Source organism: Burkholderia sp. Ac-20379 (genome assembly GCF_017104645.1).
Lineage (GTDB): Bacteria > Pseudomonadota > Gammaproteobacteria > Burkholderiales > Burkholderiaceae > Burkholderia.
In genome coordinates this window covers 26,482-43,500 of record NZ_JAAGPF010000025.1, presented here as the reverse complement: position 1 = coordinate 43,500, position 17,019 = coordinate 26,482, and the positions used below count along the sequence as shown (strand labels likewise).

At 67.2% G+C, this 17,019-nt stretch carries 15 protein-coding genes; 11 read left to right on the top strand and 4 right to left on the bottom strand.

Annotation, left to right across the window (positions count from 1 at the left end; all coding sequences use genetic code 11):
* Nucleotides 1–705, bottom strand: a 705-nt coding sequence (locus G3N92_RS05620) for a LysR family transcriptional regulator (RefSeq protein WP_206126467.1), incomplete at its 3' end; no start/stop codon positions are given.
* A gap of 93 nt (nt 706–798) precedes the next feature.
* Here G3N92_RS05620 and G3N92_RS05615 point away from each other — a divergent pair.
* Entirely contained in the window at nt 799–1,209 is a 411-nt protein-coding gene (locus tag G3N92_RS05615) for a tautomerase family protein (protein ID WP_206126466.1), read from the top strand.
* A 168-nt stretch (nt 1,210–1,377) separates the two neighbouring features.
* Here G3N92_RS05615 and G3N92_RS05610 read toward each other — a convergent pair whose 3' ends face one another.
* The gene (locus G3N92_RS05610) at nt 1,378–2,061 is read right to left on the bottom strand and encodes a hypothetical protein (RefSeq protein WP_206126465.1); all 684 of its coding nucleotides are present in this window, start codon (nt 2,059–2,061) and stop codon (nt 1,378–1,380) included.
* A 342-nt stretch (nt 2,062–2,403) separates the two neighbouring features.
* Between G3N92_RS05610 and G3N92_RS05605 the strand changes: the two genes are divergently transcribed.
* From G3N92_RS05605 to G3N92_RS05570, 8 genes are all read left to right on the top strand, one after another.
* Nucleotides 2,404–3,612, top strand: coding sequence for an efflux RND transporter periplasmic adaptor subunit (locus tag G3N92_RS05605; RefSeq protein ID WP_206126464.1), 1,209 nt, complete (start codon nt 2,404–2,406; stop codon nt 3,610–3,612).
* 10 nt (nt 3,613–3,622) lie between these two features.
* Nucleotides 3,623–6,766 (top strand): efflux RND transporter permease subunit, encoded by a 3,144-nt coding sequence (locus tag G3N92_RS05600; protein ID WP_241014606.1) that lies wholly within the window; start codon nt 3,623–3,625, stop codon nt 6,764–6,766.
* A complete protein-coding gene (locus tag G3N92_RS05595) occupies nt 6,763–8,274 on the top strand; it encodes an efflux transporter outer membrane subunit (protein WP_241014605.1) in 1,512 nt (503 codons plus the stop codon). The genes G3N92_RS05600 and G3N92_RS05595 overlap by 4 nt, the downstream gene beginning before the upstream one ends.
* Before the next feature lie 130 nt (nt 8,275–8,404).
* Nucleotides 8,405–9,865 (top strand): ATP-binding protein, encoded by a 1,461-nt coding sequence (locus G3N92_RS05590; RefSeq protein ID WP_206126463.1) that lies wholly within the window; start codon nt 8,405–8,407, stop codon nt 9,863–9,865.
* Nucleotides 9,858–10,538, top strand: a complete 681-nt coding sequence (locus G3N92_RS05585) for a response regulator (protein ID WP_206126462.1) — start codon at nt 9,858–9,860, stop codon at nt 10,536–10,538. The genes G3N92_RS05590 and G3N92_RS05585 overlap by 8 nt, the downstream gene beginning before the upstream one ends.
* 69 nt (nt 10,539–10,607) lie before the next feature.
* The gene (locus G3N92_RS05580) at nt 10,608–11,147 is read left to right on the top strand and encodes a YbaK/EbsC family protein (RefSeq protein WP_206126461.1); all 540 of its coding nucleotides are present in this window, start codon (nt 10,608–10,610) and stop codon (nt 11,145–11,147) included.
* 75 nt (nt 11,148–11,222) lie between these two features.
* The gene (locus G3N92_RS05575; protein ID WP_206126460.1) at nt 11,223–11,762 is read left to right on the top strand and encodes a hypothetical protein; all 540 of its coding nucleotides are present in this window, start codon (nt 11,223–11,225) and stop codon (nt 11,760–11,762) included.
* Nucleotides 11,763–11,922: 160 nt separating this feature from the next.
* Nucleotides 11,923–13,713, top strand: a complete 1,791-nt coding sequence (locus G3N92_RS05570; protein ID WP_206126459.1) for a hypothetical protein — start codon at nt 11,923–11,925, stop codon at nt 13,711–13,713.
* 43 nt (nt 13,714–13,756) lie between these two features.
* Here the strand turns inward: G3N92_RS05570 and G3N92_RS05565 are convergent, their stop codons facing one another.
* Entirely contained in the window at nt 13,757–14,980 is a 1,224-nt protein-coding gene (locus tag G3N92_RS05565) for an MFS transporter (RefSeq protein WP_206126458.1), read from the bottom strand.
* 95 nt (nt 14,981–15,075) lie between these two features.
* Between G3N92_RS05565 and G3N92_RS05560 the strand changes: the two genes are divergently transcribed.
* Nucleotides 15,076–15,414: a metalloregulator ArsR/SmtB family transcription factor gene (locus tag G3N92_RS05560; RefSeq protein WP_206126457.1), complete on the top strand. Its 339-nt coding sequence runs from the start codon at nt 15,076–15,078 to the stop codon at nt 15,412–15,414.
* Here the strand turns inward: G3N92_RS05560 and G3N92_RS05555 are convergent.
* Entirely contained in the window at nt 15,411–15,890 is a 480-nt protein-coding gene (locus tag G3N92_RS05555; protein ID WP_206126456.1) for a GNAT family N-acetyltransferase, read from the bottom strand. The genes G3N92_RS05560 and G3N92_RS05555 overlap by 4 nt on opposite strands.
* A gap of 100 nt (nt 15,891–15,990) precedes the next feature.
* Here G3N92_RS05555 and G3N92_RS05550 point away from each other — a divergent pair, with 100 nt between their 5' ends.
* Nucleotides 15,991–16,914, top strand: coding sequence for a LysR family transcriptional regulator (locus tag G3N92_RS05550; protein WP_241014604.1), 924 nt, complete (start codon nt 15,991–15,993; stop codon nt 16,912–16,914).
* Nucleotides 16,915–17,019: the final 105 nt, after the last annotated feature.

Sequence of the window (17,019 nt, the reverse complement as noted above, 5' to 3'; positions counted from 1 at the left end):
CGGCAGCCCGAAGCCGGGCGCGGTGCGGCAAGCAATGCCGATGCCGACTTCGCAGGCGGCGCGCAGGCCGTCGAGGCTCGGCGTGGTCAGCGCCACGCGCCAGGGCCGGCCCACCGCGTCGAGCACGCGCTGCGCCGCCAGCAGGAACGGGCACGGCGGCGCGATGCTGATCAGCGGCACCACTTCGTTATCCAACAGGTTCGCCTCGCCGAACCACCGCATCGGCAGGCGCGCCACCACGTCGCCGCCGAACGGCTCGCCCGCGCACAGCGCCGCGTCGATGCGGTCCTCGCTCATCGCCTGCAGCAATTCCGCGGTGCTGCCGATCACGATCGTGAACGCCGCCTCGGGCGTGAGCGCGCGCACCTCGGCCAGCGTCGGCCGCAGCACGCTCGCCACGAAATCCTGCACCACGCCGATCCGCACCGGCGCCACCGCGTCGGGCGCCAGCTCGGTGCGCGCCGCGTCGATGCGCCCGAGGATCGCGCGCGAATGCGACAACAGCAGCCCGCCGAAGGCGTTGAGCCGCAGCGCGCGGCCGTCGCGGTCGAACAGCGCCTGCCCGACGATGTCTTCCAGGCGCGAGATCTGCAGGCTGACCGCCGATTCGCTGCGGGCGATGCGCTTGGCCGCCGCCGCCAGCGAGCCGCAATCGACCACGGCCACGAAGGTGCGCAGCAAGGGGGAGGGAATATCGGGAATCATGAGAAAAACTCAAATCTGAGCCGGAACCAGACGCAAACAAGCTTGCGAATTCCTCAAATAATATGTCAACACCCACTTTCGAGGAGTAAGGACATGCCCTTTGCCCGACTGACGCTGTCGCACACCCCGTCCACCGACGACGCCCAATACCTGTCCACCGAGCTGACCCGGCTGATCGCCGACGAACTGGCGAAGCAGCACGACCTGACCTCGGTGCTGATCGAAACGCCGATCTCGAACCGCTGGACCATCGGCGCGAGCCTGCGGCACACGGCGGCGCACCTTGAAGTGTGCGTGACGGCCGGCACCAACACCGAGGCGCAGAAGCGCGCGTTCATCGCCGCCGCGATGGCCTTGCTGCGCGAAACCGTCGAACTGCTCGACCCCGCCACCTACGTGGTGATCAAGGAAGTGGCGGGCAGCGATTGGGGCTACGACGGCCGCACGCAGGCGGATCGCGCGCGGCAACGCGCGGAGGAAGCGGCGGCGGCTTCCGCAGGCTGAGGCCGGCTTGCTGGGTGAACCGAAGCGGACTTGCGCACGATTTCGATGTTCACGCATGGGATCGATGCCCGCGAGTCCGCCGCCTCGGGGCCGAACGGCATCCAATACAAGGATTCCGAACGGATCGATCCGGAATCCTAACGACCCTGCGGACGCGGGCCGATTGCTTCAGCGATTCAAATAATAGTAAAGATCGCTGGATCGGGCCCATCGCACCAGCTCGCGATGCTTTCCGATGTAGTCGATCTGCGTCCACTCGCCCTGGGTGATCTGGATGGCCACCGGATCCGATTCGATCAGATAGGCGCGGGTTTGCTTATCCGCCGACGGTTCGGAATACAGCGGGGCCTTGGCTGTGCCGATCTTGCCCACGATCTGCCAGGGGCGCGGATCGGCCAGCTTCACGACATCTCCGCTGACCATCGACGGAACGGCGCAATTGGGCAAATCCGCTGCGTGACCGCGCGGCCCGTCGACGGCGACCCGCCATGTTCCGTCGTGCTGTTTCGTCAGCGCGATCTGGGACGTGGGCGTACTGCTGTCGAACTCGGTGGCGACAAGATCCATGCGGTTCCCGGAGGTCATTTTTCCGGACAGAAAGAATCGGCATGTGTTGTCGACGTCCGCGTCGTCGGGCTGCGGATAGGGGTTGTCGAAAAATCCCGTGACATCGTCGCCGGTGAAGGCGAGGTAAAGCTTGCGATGCGCCAACATCTCGCCATACACCGAGCGTGGCTGAATGTCGTAGATGCCGGCCAATGCGCTGTAGGCCGACTCAGGCGTCGCCCCGTTCGACATGCCGGGCGTTGCGGCGGCAACGAGCATCAGAGAGAAAAGCGCCTTGCGTAGCATGGGTTCGAATCACGATTGTGGTTGTGCGAGCCGCATCGTAAACGACTCGCCCGTTTTATCAAAACCCGGTACGGATACTCGCCGTGCCGCTCGCAAGCTTCGCGATCCGAAGCTTGAATGGCGCTTGCAACTGGAAAACCGGCATGCCGATTCGTTGCGCCGCACGATGGCGTCTCACGCATCCGGAACGAGCCGGCTGCATCGCACCTGACGAATCCGCCAGTAACGCCGCGTAACGCGCGGCGCTCGCCCGCGCGCGCCATTCCTAATTTCTTGCGAATTTGCTGCCGATACTCGCCCTCATCGGGCGTGGACCGCGCCCTCGGCATTGGGGCTCTCATCATGCAAATTCGGCTTTCCGCACCGCGCCGCTCGGGCGTCCTGCTACTGGCCTGCGCGTTGGCGGCGTGCTCGCACGAGCAGAAGAGCACGCAAAAGAAGGTGCAAACGGTGAACGTGGAAACGGTCAAGACCGTTCCGTTCGCGCAATCCGTGTCCTTGCCGGGCCGCGCCACGTCGTACCTGACGTCGCCCGTCACGCCGCAAGTCACCGGCGTGATCCAGAAGCGCCTGTTCGCCGAAGGCGGCGTGGTGCGCGCAGGGCAGGTGCTGTACCAGATCGACCCGGCGCCGTACCAGGCAACCTACGACGCCGATCGGGCCGAACTCGAAAAGGCCCAGGCCGCGCTGCTGTCGGCCAAGCCGATCGCCGAGCGCGACCGCTCGCTGGCGGCCATCGACGCGATCAGCAAGGAGACGCTCGAAACGGCCGAAGCCACGCTCAAGCAGGACGAAGCCACCATCGACGCCGACAAGGCCGCGCTCGAAAGCGCGCGCATCAACCTCGGCTACACGCAGGTTCGCGCGCCGGTGACGGGCACGATCAGCGCGTCGGCCTACACGCCGGGCGCGCTCGTCACGGCCGATCAGACCACCGCGCTCGCCACCATCTACGCCTACGATCCGATGTACCTCGACGTCACGGAATCGAGCATGGACGTGCTCGCGCTGCGCAAGAAGCTGGCGAGCGGCGCGTTCAAAACCGATGCCGACGGCAACGCGAAGGTCAAGATCACGCTCGAGGACGGCACCACCTACGCGCACGACGGCACGCTGCAATTCGCGGGCGTGGGCGTGGATCAAACCACCGGCACCATCACGCTGCGCGTCATCGTGCCGAACCCGGAAAAGCTGCTGCTGCCCGGCGAATATCTGCATGCGGTCATCGATCAGGGCATCAACGAGACGGCGATCCTCGTGCCGCAGCAGGCGGTGGCGCACGATCAGCGCGGCGACGCCACGGCGCTGGTGGTCGATGCGCAGAACAAGATCGCGCAGCGCACGCTGACGCTCGGCGGCACGGCGAACGACAACCAGTGGGTCGTGACGGGCGGGTTGAGCGCGGGCGAGCGCATCGTGGTGGCCGGCTCGCAGTTCGTGAGCGTGGGTGACACGGTCAAGCCGGTCGAGGATCCGGCCGCGAGCCAGCAAGCCGCGGCAGATACGCAGGCCGCGTCATCGCAGGCGGCCACGTCGCCCTCGTCGAACTGAGGGCGGCTGCATGCGTATCGCACACTTCTTCATCGATCGTCCCGTCTTCGCGTGGGTGCTGGCGCTGCTGGTGTCGCTGTCCGGCGCGTTCGCCATCACGCAACTGCCGCTCGACCAATATCCCGACATCGCGCCGCCCACCATCCAGATCACGGCCACCTACAACGGCGCGTCGGCGCAAACCAATCAGGACGCCGTGGTACAGGTGATCGAGCAGCAGATGGTGGGCCTCGACAACCTGATGTACATGTCCTCGTCGGCGAATTCCGAGGGCAACATCTCGATCAAGCTGACGTTCGCGGCGGGCACGAACCCGAACACCGCGCAGGTGCAGGTGCAGGATCAGTTGCAGGCGGCCAACGCGCTGCTGCCGACCGAGGTGCAGCAAAGCGGCGTCACGGTGCGCAAGGCCTCGCCCGATACGTTCCTCGTGTTCAACCTGGTGTCGGAAGACGGCAAGATGAGCAAGGCGGCGATCGCCGACTATCTCTACAGCAATCTCGAGGAGCAGATCGAGCGCCTGCCCGGCGTGGGCCAGGCCCAGCAGTTCGGCTACGAATACGCGATGCGGATCTGGCTCGATCCGAACAAGCTGCAGAAATACGCGTTGATGCCGTCCGATGTCGTGACGGCGATCGATGCGCAGAACAACGACGTGGCCGCCGGCGAAGTGGGCGCCGCGCCCGCCGTGAAAGGCCAGGAACTCGACGCCACCATCACGGCGCGCAGCCGCCTGACCACCGCGCAGCAGTTCCGCGACATCGTGCTGAAGACGCAGACCAACGGCTCGCAGGTGCTGCTGGGCGACGTGGCGCGCGTCGATCTCGGCCCGCAGGCCTACACGGTCGAAACCAACTTCAACAACAAGCCGGCGTCGGGCCTCGGCCTGCAGCTCGCGCCGGGCGCGAACGAAGTGCAGGTCGACAAGGCCGTGCACGATTTCCTGAACAAGCGCGCGGCGAGCTTTCCGGCGGGCCTGAAGGTCGAGTATCCGTACGAGATGGTGCCGTTCATCAAGACCTCGATTTCGGAGGTGGTGAAGACGCTGATCGAGGCGATCGTGCTGGTGGTGGCGATCATGTTTCTGTTCCTGCAGAACCTGCGCACCACGCTGATTCCGGCGATCGCGGTGCCGGTGGTGCTGCTCGGCACGTTCGGCATCCTCGACGTGTTCGGCTACTCGATCAACATGCTGACGATGTTCGGCGTGGTGCTGGCGATCGGGCTGCTGGTGGACGACGCGATCGTGGTGGTGGAGAACGTCGAACGTTTGATGTCCGAAGAACATCTGTCGCCGCGCGAGGCCACCCGCAAATCGATGACCGAAATCAGCAGCGCGCTGGTGGCCATCGCGATGGTGCTGTCGGCGGTGCTGCTGCCGATGGCGTTCTTCGGCGGCTCGACCGGCATCATCTACCGGCAGTTCTCGGTATCGGTGGTGTCGGCGATGGCGCTGTCGGTGGTGGTGGCGCTGACGTTCACGCCGGCCTTGTGCGCGACGATCCTGCGCGACGACCACGAGAAGCCGAAGGGCCGCTTCTTCGGCGCGTTCAATCGCGGCTTCGACGCGTCCACCGGCAAATACCGGCGCGCCGTCGACAAGCTCCTCCATCACCGCAAGCCGGCGATTCTCCTCTACGTGGTGCTGGTGATCGGCGCGGGCTTCCTGTTCATGCGCCTGCCCACCTCGTTCCTGCCCATCGAGGATCAGGGCGTGCTGATGGTGACGGTCACCGCACCCGTCGGCGCCACGCGCGAGCGCACCGAGGCCACGATGGCGAAGGTCGAGAACTATCTGCTCAAGCAGCCGGCCGTGGCCGAGGTGTTCAACGTGGCGGGCTATGCGGTGGGCAGCAATGGCCAGAACGTCGGCATGATGTGGGTGAAGCTGAAGGACTGGAGCCAGCGCACCGCCGCCGCCGACACGGCGCAGGGCTTCGTCGTCAAGGCGTCGCGCGCGCTCGCGCAACAGGTTCGGGATGCGAAGGTGTTCGTGTTGCAGCCGCCCACCGTGCGCGGCCTCGGCATCAGCTCCGGCTTCGACATGCAGCTCGTGGACGAAGGCAACCTGGGCCACACGGCGCTGGCCGCCGCGCGCGACAAGCTGATCGCGATGGCGAACCGCAGCGGCGTCGTGCGCCAGGTGCGCTTCAACGGCTTGAGCGACACGCCGCAACTGTCGCTCGACATCGACGATCGCAAGGCGAGCGCGATGGGGCTGTCGCCCGGCGACGTCAACACCACCATCGAGGATGCGCTCGGCGGCGAATACGTCGACGAATTCCTCGACAACCAGCGCATCAAGAAGGTCTACGTGCAGGGCGACGCGCAGTTCCGCATGACGCCGGAATCGCTGGAGCAGTGGTACGTGCGCAATGCGTCGGGCACGATGGTGCCGTTCTCGGCGTTCGCCACCTCGCATTGGACGTACGGGCCGCCCGAGCTGGATCGCTACAACGCGCAATCGTCGTTCGAGATCGTTGGCGACCCCGCGCCGGGCGTCAGTTCGGGGCAGGCGATGGACACCATGGTGAAGCTGGTCGGCCAGTTGCCGAAGGGCATCAGCTACGCGTGGACGGGCCTGTCGTATCAGGAGCAATTGTCGGGCGGGCAGGCGCCGTACCTGTATGCGGTGTCGGTGCTGTTCGTGTTCATGTGCCTCGCGGCGCTCTATGAAAGCTGGTCGGTGCCGCTCGCGGTGCTGCTGATCGTGCCGCTCGGCGTGTTCGGCGCGGCGCTCGGAACGGGCCTGCGCGGCCTGTCGAACGACGTCTACTTTCAGGTGGGCCTGCTGGTCACGGTGGGCCTGTCGTCGAAGAACGCGATCCTGATCGTCGAGTTCGCCACCATGCTCGAAAAGCAGGGTGCCAGCACGCTGAAGGCGATCGAGCAGGCGGTGGCGTTGCGCATCCGGCCGATCGTCATGACGTCGTTGGCGTTCCTGCTCGGCGTCGCGCCGCTCGTGATCGCCAGCGGGGCCGGGGCGGCGGCGCGGCAATCGATCGGCACCGGCGTGTTCGGCGGCACGCTGGTGGGCACCGTGCTCGCGATCTTCTTCACGCCGCTGTCGTATTTCATGGTGCGCACGCTGAGCGGCAAGGGCCGCAAGCCTGACGATCCGAACGGTTCGCCGGAACAAGGAGATGCCGCATGAAGCGCGCGATTCACTGGATGCTGGCCGGTGCGGCGGCCACGGCGCTGAGCGCCTGCATCGATCTCTCGCCCACCTACCAGCGGCCCGCCGCGCCGGTGGCGGCCGCGTGGCCCGATGCGGCGTCGGGCACGACCGCCATGGCGCCGGATGCGCTGGCCGCCGACATCGGCTGGCGCACGTTCTTCGTCGATGCGCGATTGCAGAACACGATCGCGCTGGCGCTGTCGAGCAACCGCGATCTTCGTATCGCCATCCTGAACATCGAGAAGGCGCGCGCGGAATACCGCATTCAGCGCGCCTCGCTGCTGCCGGAAATCGACCTGGGCGGCAGCGAGGATGCCGAGCGCACGCCGGCCTCGGTGCGCAGCGCACAATCGGGATCGGCGTCGGCCGCCAATGGCCAGAGCGGCGAGATCTCGCACGTCTACAGCGCCAATCTGGGCTTCACGTCCTACGAGCTCGACCTGTTCGGGCGCGTGCGCAACCTGAGCAAGGCGGCGCTGGAAACCTATCTGTCGACGGTCGAGACGCGCCGCAGCACGCAAATCACCCTGGTGTCGGAGGTGGCGAGCGACTGGCTGACGCTGGCTTCGGACCGGCGTCTGCTGGCGATCGCGCAGGCGACCCAGGCCAGCGAGCAGCGCACGTTCGATATGGTGGACCGCGAACACGCGCTCGGCGCGGCCAGCGCGCTCGATGTCGCGCAGGCGCAAGCCAGCCTGCAGGCCGCGCGCAACAGCGCCGCGCAGGCGCAAACCACGGCGGAACAGGCCCGCAACGCGCTCGACCTGGTGGCCGGCGCGCGCGTGCCCGATGCCGATCTGCCCGACGCGCAGGTCGATCCCGTCTCCAGCATCGCGGCGATTCCGGCCGGGATTCCGTCGGCCGTGCTGCAACGCCGCCCCGACGTGCTCGCGGCCGAGCACACGCTGAAGGCCGACAACGCGAACATCGGCGCGGCGCGCGCGAACTTCTTTCCGACCATCAGCCTGACCGCCGCGCTCGGTTTCGAAAGCCCGGCGCTCGCGCATCTGTTCACCGGCGGCAACCGGAGCTGGTCGGTCGAACCGTCGGCTGTCCTGCCGATTTTCGACGCCGGCGCGAACCGCGCCACGCTCGACGCCTCGAAGGCGACGTTCAAGATCGACGTGGCGACCTACGAGAAAACCATTCAAACCGCGTTCGAGGAAGTGGCGAATGCGTTGGCGACGCGCGCCACGATCGGCGAGCAGCTCGACTCGCAAACGCGCACCGTGCAAGCCGATCAGCACGCCTACGATCTGACGATGGCGCTCTACAAGCAGGGCAGCGAGAGCCTACTCGACGCGCTGACCGAGCAACGCCTGCTGTACTCGGCGCAGCAATCGCTGGTGGCGACGCAGCTTTCGGCGCAGACGAGCCTGATCACGCTGTATGCGGCGCTCGGCGGCGGGATCGACGAGCACGATGCGACGGCCTCGGGATCGGTAGCGGTGGCGGCAGCGTCGGCCGCGGCGGCGAAACCCTGAGCATCGGTGCCGCGCGCGGGCCTGCGGGTATCATGATCCGCCGCCTGGGGGCCGGCACGGCGTCGGCCCCGCGCGGAAGTATTTTGAAAGGAATTGCGGTGAGCAAGGCCATGTGCCCGGAGTCGACCTCATGCCGGATCTGCTGACGCGCGCGATGCGCAGGCTGCGCCACGCGAGCCTGACCGTCAAGCTGTTCGCCGCGATGGTGGCGGTCAACGTGCTGGTGATCGGCGCGATGGGGATCGGCGCGCAGCTCAGTTTCGAGCGCGGCTTCCTCGGCTATCTCGAGCAGCAGGAAATCAAGCGGCTCGAATCGAGCATCACGCCGCTCGCGATGGCCTATCGTGATCACGGCAGCTGGGAATTCCTGCTGCAGAACCGCGGCCTCTGGCATCAGATCATGCGGCCCTACGCGCCGGCTTCGTACCCGGTGTCGGGCCACGCGCCGCTGCCGCGCCTGCCGGTGTCGTCGCTGATCGGCACCAATACGCGCTTCACGCTGCTCGATGCGAAGGGCGAATACGTGTTCGGCAATCCGACGTTCGCGCCCACCTCGCCGCGCCGGCCGATCGTGGTGGACGGCAAGACGGTCGGCTGGCTGCTGATGGTGCCGTTCGAGCGTGCCACCGAGGCCGGCGACCTGCGCTTCCAGCGCACGCAGCGCGCCTCGAGCTGGATCATCGCGGTGGCCGCCGCGCTGCTCGGCATCCTGACCACGCTGTGGATGGCCCGCACGCTCGCCTCGCCGCTGCGCCGGCTCGCCAGCGCCACCCACACGCTTGCGCGTGGCGATCTCGGCACGCGCGTGCCCGCCGTGTCGAGCGGCGACATCGGCCAGCTCGAGCACGATTTCAACCACCTCGCGCAAACGCTCGAAAGCACCGAAAAGATGCGCTCCGCGCTGGTGGCCGACATCTCGCACGAGCTGCGCACGCCGCTGGCCGTGATGAGCGGCGAGATCGAGGCGATCGAGGTAGGCGTGCGGCCCGTCAGTGTCGAGGCGGTCAGTTCGCTGGGCGGCGAGGTCAAGCGCCTGCGCCGGCTGGTCGACGACCTCTACGACCTGTCGCTGGCCGACGTCGGCGCGCTGCGCTATCACCACGAGCAGCTCGACATCGGCGAAACGCTGCGGGCCGCGTTGCGCGGCGCGAAGCGGCGGCTCGGCGACGCCGGCCTCGCGCTGCACGTCGACCTGCCCGCGCAGCCGCTGTGGGTGCTCGGCGACGAGCGGCGCCTGCATCAGGTGTTCGCCAACATCCTCGAGAACGTGCTGCGTTACGTCGATACCGGCGCGGCTGTGTTCGTGAGCGCCGGCGAGACCGACGACACCGTGCGCATCCATTTCGACGACAGCGGCACCGGCGTGCCCGATGCCGTGCTGTCGTCGCTGTTCCAGCGTTTCTATCGCGTCGAGGCCTCGCGCAGCCGCGCGACCGGCGGTGCGGGGCTCGGCCTGCCGATCTGCCGCAGCATCGTCGCGGCGCATCGCGGACGCATCGAGGCCGCGCGCGCGCCGCAAGGCGGACTGCGCATCGTCATCGACCTGCCGCGGTTCCGCGGCGGTACCGACTCTCTCAACGAGCATGAATAAAGATCACCCGTTCGACATCCTGATCGTCGAGGACGAACCGAAGCTGGCAAGCGTGATGGCCGACTTTCTGCAGGCGGCCGGCTACACCACGCGCTGCCTCGCCGACGGCAGCGCCGTGGCGGGCGAGGTGGCGCGGCAGATGCCGTCGCTGATCGTGCTCGACCTGATGCTGCCCGGCCGCGACGGGCGCGACGTGTGCCGAGACCTGCGCAGTTACAGCGACGTGCCGATCATCATGGTGACGGCGCAGGTGGAGGAGGTGGATCGCCTGATCGGCCTCGAGCTCGGCGCCGACGATTACATCTGCAAGCCGTTCAGCCTGCTGGAGCTGGTGGCGCGCGTGAAGGCGATCCTGCGCCGCGCGCGCGTGGAGCGCTTCGCGGAGAGCGAGCCGCTGACGTTCGACGACGACCGCCTGCAGGCCACGTTTCGCGGCGTACCGATCGATTTCACGGCGATCGAATTCCGCTTGCTGAAGACGCTGGCGCAGCGGCCGGGGCGGGTGTTTTCGCGCGATGCGCTGATGGAGCGCCTGTATCCCGATGGCCGCATCGTCGAGGATCGCACCATCGACAGCCACGTGAAGAAGATCCGCCGCAAGTTCGAGGCGGTGGAGCCGGACGAGGACGTGATCCAGTCGGTGTATGGCGCGGGGTTTCGGTTCGCCCTGTGAGCCGGGCTGAAGCAGCGGGCCGGCTGCGTTACCATGGCGCGGCCAACGATCGACAGGAACCCTGACCATATGAGCGAAGCCCTGCGCAATGTGAACGCCGTGCCGGAAGCCGACGTTGCCCGGCATCTGCCGGAGGCCGTCGCGGCGGCGCTGCACGGCAGCGGCGCGACCGTCTTTCTGGTCGACGACGATGCGTCCGACACGGCGCAATTCAGCGAGCGTTACGGCTTCGGCCTGGAAGATTGCGCCAATACGATCGTGCTGCGTTACCGCAAGGACGGCGCCGATCATCATGCGGCCGTCGTCACGCTCGGTTCGCGCCGGCTCGACGTGAACGGCGCCGTCAAGGCGGCATTGGGCGCGCAGCGCCTGTCGTTCGCCAAGCGTGAGGTGGCGGTCGAGCTGACGGGCATGGAATTCGGCGGCATCACCGCGTTCGGGCTGCCCGCGGATTGGCGCGTGCTGGTGGATGCGGCCGTCATGCGGCGCGAGCAGGTGGTGATGGGCGCGGGCGTGCGGGTAGCGAAGCTGTTGCTGGCGCCCGCCGGCCTGGCGCGGCTGGCGAACGTGACGGTGGCCGAGATCGCCGGCGATCTCGAGGCGAGCTGACGTCGACGACGAGCGCCCGATCGGGGAACCCGCACCATGCCAAACCTTCGCGACTTCTTTCACGACATCCGCCTCATGCTCGACGAGGCCGCGCCTCCGTCGTCGGGCGCCGCTGCATCGTCTGCGGCGGCGCCCGGGCCGAACGCCGAAATCGGCGCGTGGCGGGCCGCGCTGGGCGCGACGGATCTCGCGATCCCATGGACTGCCGAAGATCTGTACCTCTATGGAACCGGCAGCGGGTTCGACGACGTGCAGACCGGCTACCGCGTCGACCGTTCCGGCGCACGTTTCCCAGGCTGGCCGGAAGACTGGTTCGTGATCGGCACGCTGTTCGGCGATGCCGTCATAGGCCAGGCGATCGACGGGCGGTGCGCGGTGTCGTTCGCCCGTCATGGCGCGGGCTACTGGAAGGCGGATCGCGTGGCGAACGAACCGGCCGCGTTTGCCGAGGCGCTGCGCATCTGGTGCGAACTCTATGTCGCGAAGTACGGCCGGGACGTCTACGACGAAACCGATGCGCTTCGGCCGGATTTCCTGCTCGAACTGCGGCAGCGGGTGAGCGCGGTGCTGCCGGCGGACGGGCTCGAGACCTGGATGGACATGGTGAACGGCTGACCCGCGTGGCATGACGGAATGCGCATGTAATGCCGTGGAAAGCGCGTGGAATGCTGGCCGTCAGCCCGGTAAATTTGCGTAATCTGTAAGGCTCGGCCATGTAACGTTTGTGACATGCCCGGGGAAAAGAATGCCGGTTTTCAATCAAAAAAATACCGACATGTCTTCTCATCCCACCACCCGTGCCGTGCTCGGCCTGACGATCATCGCCGCGGCGTGCGCACTGGCCGCGTGCGGCGGTTCGGATTCGTCGTCGCCGGCTGCCTCGACGACGACCTCCACGCCCACGCCCGTCACCTCGACGTCCAGTGCAGCCTTCGCGGCCGGCAATCTGGTGGTGGCCCGCACCGTCTATGATCCCGCGTTCGTCGTGAGCGGCGCGCTGCCGTTCGACGCGACGCCGGAAGCGACGAACCCGCCGGTGTCGACCGTGAACGCCGTCACGCCCGGCACGTTCCCGAACGTGTTCACGAACGATACGAACGACGGCGCGTTCAGCGTCATGACCAACATGTATCTCGATCAGTGGCCGGCCGCTGCCGCCAGCGCCACGTCGAGCACTAACATCACGGCTGCCGCGGCCGCGCTGGCGACGCCCGAGATTTTCTCGGTGAGCTTCGCCTCGCAATCGGGGATGGGGCTGAACGTGTCGCCGGACGGCAAGACGCTGACGTTCATGGGCTACAACGCCGCGCCGAACAAGCTCGACATCACCAACACGAACACGCCGGGCGTGGTGGACGCCAGCAACACCGACATCCAGACCAGCACCTACCGCACCGTCGGCCAGATCAGCGTGGCCACCGGCCAGGTGGCGTTCACGCACACCAACGCCTACAGCGGCGACGACGCGCGCGCGGCCGTGCTCGTCAATGGTCAGTACTACATGGTAGGCGGCTCGGGCAACTCGGGCTCCAGCCCGAACCCGACGTACGGCGCGCTCGATTCGCTGTCGATGGATACGGGCCTGCAGAGCATCGCGCCGGGCAGCGCCTGCGCGTTCACGCAGGTGATCGGCGCGTTCCAGTCGGGCAACGGCAGCACCTACGCGCCGGCGGCAGCAGGCACCTGCGCGCTCGGCACGGTGACCGACGCGCTGTCGAGCCAGACCTACGCGAAGAAAACCAGCGTGGGCGGCAATCAGTTCGGCTTCTCGCTCGCCTCGCTGAGCGGCCAGACGTTCGACAAGACGAGCAAGGACGACAACTTCCGCAGCGTGTTCGTCGACGCGAACGGCACGATGTACGTGACCAAGGACAGCGGCAGCAACGGCGTGGATACGGTGTACCAGGTCGGCGCCGTGGGCGCGCTGGCCAGCGGCGCGACGTTGCCGCAGAACACGGCGATCACGATCGCGCCCGGCTTCCCGACCTCGACGTCGACGGCCGCGCAATCGGAATCGTCGTTCCCGAACCCGTGGACGCTCGCCAAGGGCGTCGGCTTCCCGTCCGACGTGTGGGTGCCGAAGAACAACACGAACCTGATGTTCGTGGCGGACGAGGGCGACTACGACGACAGCGGCACCGTGGCCTACGCGCCGAACGGCAGCGGCGGCCTGTGGGTCTATCAGAACCAGGGCGGCACCTGGGCCCCGATCGCGCACCTGACGGCCGGCCTGAACCTCGGCACGGCCTACACGGTGACCGACGCCGCCGGCACCTACGGCACGGCCGGCGCGAGCTACACCACCGCGCCGGACGGCCTGCGCCACGTCACGGGCCAGCTCAACGGCGACGGTTCGTACACGCTCTACGCGACCACCTCGACGGTCGGCAACAGCCTCGGTTCGGCGTTCGATCCGGGCGCCGATTCGAACCAACTGGTGAAGATCACGGTGACGGTCAACGGCTCGACCGTGACGGCGGCCGGCAGCGGCTTCTCCGTGATGCAGACGGCGCCGTTCGGCCAGTTGCTGCGCGGCGTGGTGGTGGTGCCGAGCGCCGCGTCCTGAGCGTTCGACAAGGGCCGGGCCGAATGACGGGGCGATCGGCCTGTCATTCGGCTTCCCGGCGTTCGCGGCCGAGCGCGAACGTCAGCGCCATGCCGGCGCATGCCAGCATGGCGGCACCGACGAACACGCTCTGCAGCGATCCCGATACGCGCGGCAAGTAGCCGCCGCCCAGATTGCCCGCCGTCGCCCCCACGCCCAGAAACACGTTCGCGATGGCGAACACCGTGGTGGCCGTGGCGGGATCGGCGGTCTTGCTGATATACGCGGGAATCAGGCCGTACACGGCATAGAACGACAAACCGAAACAGACGGCCGCCGCCTGCAATTGCCATGTGCCGGCGTGGAACGCGATCAGCAGCGCCGAGCCGGCAAGCAGGGCGTACGACAGCGCGAGGCTGATGCGCACGCCGGCCTTGTCGGCCGCCATGCCGGCCGCGAATCCGCTGACCAGCCCCAACATGCCGACGATCGACCACAGCTGCCCGATCGTCGCGAGCGACCGCCCCCGTTCGTCGGCCAGAAAGCTCGATAGATAGTTCTGCCAAGGGCCGCAGACCATGCCGCTCAATGCAAGCAGGGTCCAGACCGTCAGATTGCGGGCGGTGACGATGTCTCGCCATCCGTTGGCGGGGCGGGCGGCTTCGCTTGCCGGCTCAGGCGCGGCGGCGCGGCCGAACGCTTCGGGTGCAACGCGGCGCAGCATCAGGCAGCCGGCCAGCGCGATGACGAGCGACGCGGCGCCGGCCGCGATCCAGACCATCCGCCAGCCGTGGCCCGGCAACAGCCATGGCACGAGCATCCCGTTGGCGAACTGCCCGTAAGCCGTGCCGCTCGACACGAGCCCGTTGACGCGCGAGCGGTAGCGAAACGGGACGCTTCGCGAAATGACGCCGACGGTGGGGATCATCATGAACGCCGCGGTTGCGCCGAGGCCGGCCAGTATTGCGCCGACTTGCGCAACGGTTCGGACGCCTGCCATGAGGGCCAGCAGCAGGGCGGCAGCCGCTACGGCAGCCACGGCCACTTGCCCGCCGCCGAACCGGCCGACGAGCACCGGGCACGCGAACGCGGCGGCCAGATAGGCGATTTGCGCCGCGCCCGTCACGATGCCGATCGTGCCGTACGCAAACCCGAGGTTGTCGCGCATCACGGTGACGACCAGCGAGAACAGATAGATCCCGAAACCGAACACCACGGCCGTGTATAGCGTGAACACGGCCGCGATGCCGATCGTGCGTGCGAGGTCCTGCCTGCCGGACGCAGACATGATGCGAGTCGCCATGATGGTATCCTGTATCGAGAAAAATCTATATAGACGTATTTCTATATAGATGTGCCGAATCTGTCAAGGACACCTGAACCATGCCGAAACCGAACCCGGCCCGCGAGAGCCTGTTGCAGGACGCGCTGAACGCGCTGTCGAACCCGCATCGCCTGAGGGTATTGATCTGGCTGGCCGATCCGGAGCAGCACTTCCCGAAGCAGCAGGATGCCGATCTGGTGGCGGATGGCGTGTGCGTCAGCTTCATCACCGAGAAGCTCGGCTTGAGCCAGCCCACCGTCACCACGCACATGCAGGCGTTGGCGAAAGCGGGGCTGGTGACGTCGAAGAAAATCAAGAACTGGGTGTACTACCGGCCCGATGGCGCGGCGATCGACCGGTTGCTCGGCGATCTGAGGGACGTGTTGAAGCGGGCTTAGCCTTCCGCCAGCGCGCGGATTCCGTCGCCCTCGAGCCGATAGCGAACCCATTCGTCCTGCGGCTGCGCGCCGAGCGATTGGTAGAACGCGATGGCCGGCGCGTTCCAGTCGAGCACGCTCCATTCGAAGCGCCCGCAACCGTTTTCCAGGGCGACGCCCGCGAGATATTGCAGCAGGCGCTTGCCCGCGCCCACGCCGCGCGCGTCCGGCGAGACGTACAGATCCTCCAGGTACAAGCCGGATTTTGCCTGCCACGTCGAGTACGAGAAGAAGTACACCGCATAGCCGACGGGCCGGCCGTCGAGTTCGCAAATCAGCGCCTTGGCCGGCGATTGCGGGCCGAACAGCGACGCCCGGATGGTGTCGGCCGTGGCGGCGACCTGATCCTCGGCCTTCTCGTAGATGGCCAGTTCGATGATGAAACGCAGGATGAGCGGGGCGTCGTCGGCGGTGGCGGGCCGGATGGTCAGTGCCATGAGTGAGCGATTCCAGAGCGGTGAAGCGGTAACGGGATCACGATGGTAGCCGACCGGCGATATGCATATACTGCATTCTGTTCATCATGAATTGCATACCATGCATTACGATCTGCGCCGGCTCGACCTGAACCTGTTGCTGGTGTTCGATGCGCTGGTGCGCCACCGCTCGGTCACGCTGGCGGCGGACGAGCTGGCCATGAGCGCATCGGCGGTCAGCCACGCGCTCGCGCGGCTGCGCGATGCGCTGGCCGACGAGCTGTTCGTGCGCATCGGCAACGAGATGCGGCCGACCGCGGCGGCCGAACGCATCATGCGCCCGGTGGGCGACGCGCTCGACCTGCTGCACGCGGGGCTGGCGCCGGCCCGCCGCTTCGATCCGGCCAGCAGCGAACGCACCTTCACGTTTGCCGCGACCGATTACACGGCGTTCGCGATGCTGCCGGCGTTCATCGCGCGAATGCAGGACGTGGCGCCGTCGCTTCGGTTCAGGATCGTCGCGTCGCGCGGCCGCGAATCGGCGGACGAACTCGCGTCGGGCCGTATCGATTTCGCGCTCGGCTATGAAGAGGAGCCCTTGGCATTGCCGCCCGGCGTCGAAAGCGTCGATTGGTTCTCCGACGATTACGTGGTCATCGCGAGCCGCCGGCATCCGACGATCCGCCGCAAGCTCAGCATGGCGAACTATCTCGCCGCGCAGCACGTGGTGGTGACGCCGTGGGACGACGCGCGCGGCGCGATCGACCGCGTGCTCGACCGGATGGGCGTGGCGCGGGACGTGGCCGTGCAATTGCCGGCCGTGCTCGTCGCACCGTTCATCGTGGCGCGGTCGAACCTGCTGATGACGGTGCCGCGCCATGCGGCGCTGATCCTGCGCGATGCCGCGCCGGTGGCGATCTACCCCGCGCCGTTCGACGCGCCGCGCTACACGCTGAAGATCTATCAGCACACCCGGCATGCGGGCACGCCCGCGCATGTCTGGGTGCGCGATCAGTTGCTGCGCTCGGTGCCCGAGATCGGCTAGCCGCGCGCGGTCGTTGACAGGTTTCGCCGGCAGATGGCAGACTCCTTCCCCATGAACGCCGTCACGTCCCTCGCCATCGCGATCCACCACCATTGGCATCTCCAT

What these genes read in the sequence shown, in the direction of transcription:
- G3N92_RS05575 (WP_206126460.1), top strand. Translation starts at nt 11,223, where the DNA reads ATGCTCGACGAGGCCGCGCCTCCGTCGTCGGGCGCCGCTGCATCGTCT.
- G3N92_RS05565 (WP_206126458.1), bottom strand. Translation starts at nt 14,980, where the DNA reads ATGTCTGCGTCCGGCAGGCAGGACCTCGCACGCACGATCGGCATCGCG.
- G3N92_RS05615 (WP_206126466.1), top strand. Translation starts at nt 799, where the DNA reads ATGCCCTTTGCCCGACTGACGCTGTCGCACACCCCGTCCACCGACGAC.
- G3N92_RS05590 (WP_206126463.1), top strand. Translation starts at nt 8,405, where the DNA reads ATGCCGGATCTGCTGACGCGCGCGATGCGCAGGCTGCGCCACGCGAGC.
- G3N92_RS05570 (WP_206126459.1), top strand. Translation starts at nt 11,923, where the DNA reads ATGTCTTCTCATCCCACCACCCGTGCCGTGCTCGGCCTGACGATCATC.
- G3N92_RS05605 (WP_206126464.1), top strand. Translation starts at nt 2,404, where the DNA reads ATGCAAATTCGGCTTTCCGCACCGCGCCGCTCGGGCGTCCTGCTACTG.
- G3N92_RS05560 (WP_206126457.1), top strand. Translation starts at nt 15,076, where the DNA reads ATGCCGAAACCGAACCCGGCCCGCGAGAGCCTGTTGCAGGACGCGCTG.
- G3N92_RS05600 (WP_241014606.1), top strand. Translation starts at nt 3,623, where the DNA reads ATGCGTATCGCACACTTCTTCATCGATCGTCCCGTCTTCGCGTGGGTG.
- G3N92_RS05585 (WP_206126462.1), top strand. Translation starts at nt 9,858, where the DNA reads ATGAATAAAGATCACCCGTTCGACATCCTGATCGTCGAGGACGAACCG.
- G3N92_RS05555 (WP_206126456.1), bottom strand. Translation starts at nt 15,890, where the DNA reads ATGGCACTGACCATCCGGCCCGCCACCGCCGACGACGCCCCGCTCATC.
- G3N92_RS05580 (WP_206126461.1), top strand. Translation starts at nt 10,608, where the DNA reads ATGAGCGAAGCCCTGCGCAATGTGAACGCCGTGCCGGAAGCCGACGTT.
- G3N92_RS05550 (WP_241014604.1), top strand. Translation starts at nt 15,991, where the DNA reads ATGCATTACGATCTGCGCCGGCTCGACCTGAACCTGTTGCTGGTGTTC.
- G3N92_RS05610 (WP_206126465.1), bottom strand. Translation starts at nt 2,061, where the DNA reads ATGCTACGCAAGGCGCTTTTCTCTCTGATGCTCGTTGCCGCCGCAACG.
- G3N92_RS05595 (WP_241014605.1), top strand. Translation starts at nt 6,763, where the DNA reads ATGAAGCGCGCGATTCACTGGATGCTGGCCGGTGCGGCGGCCACGGCG.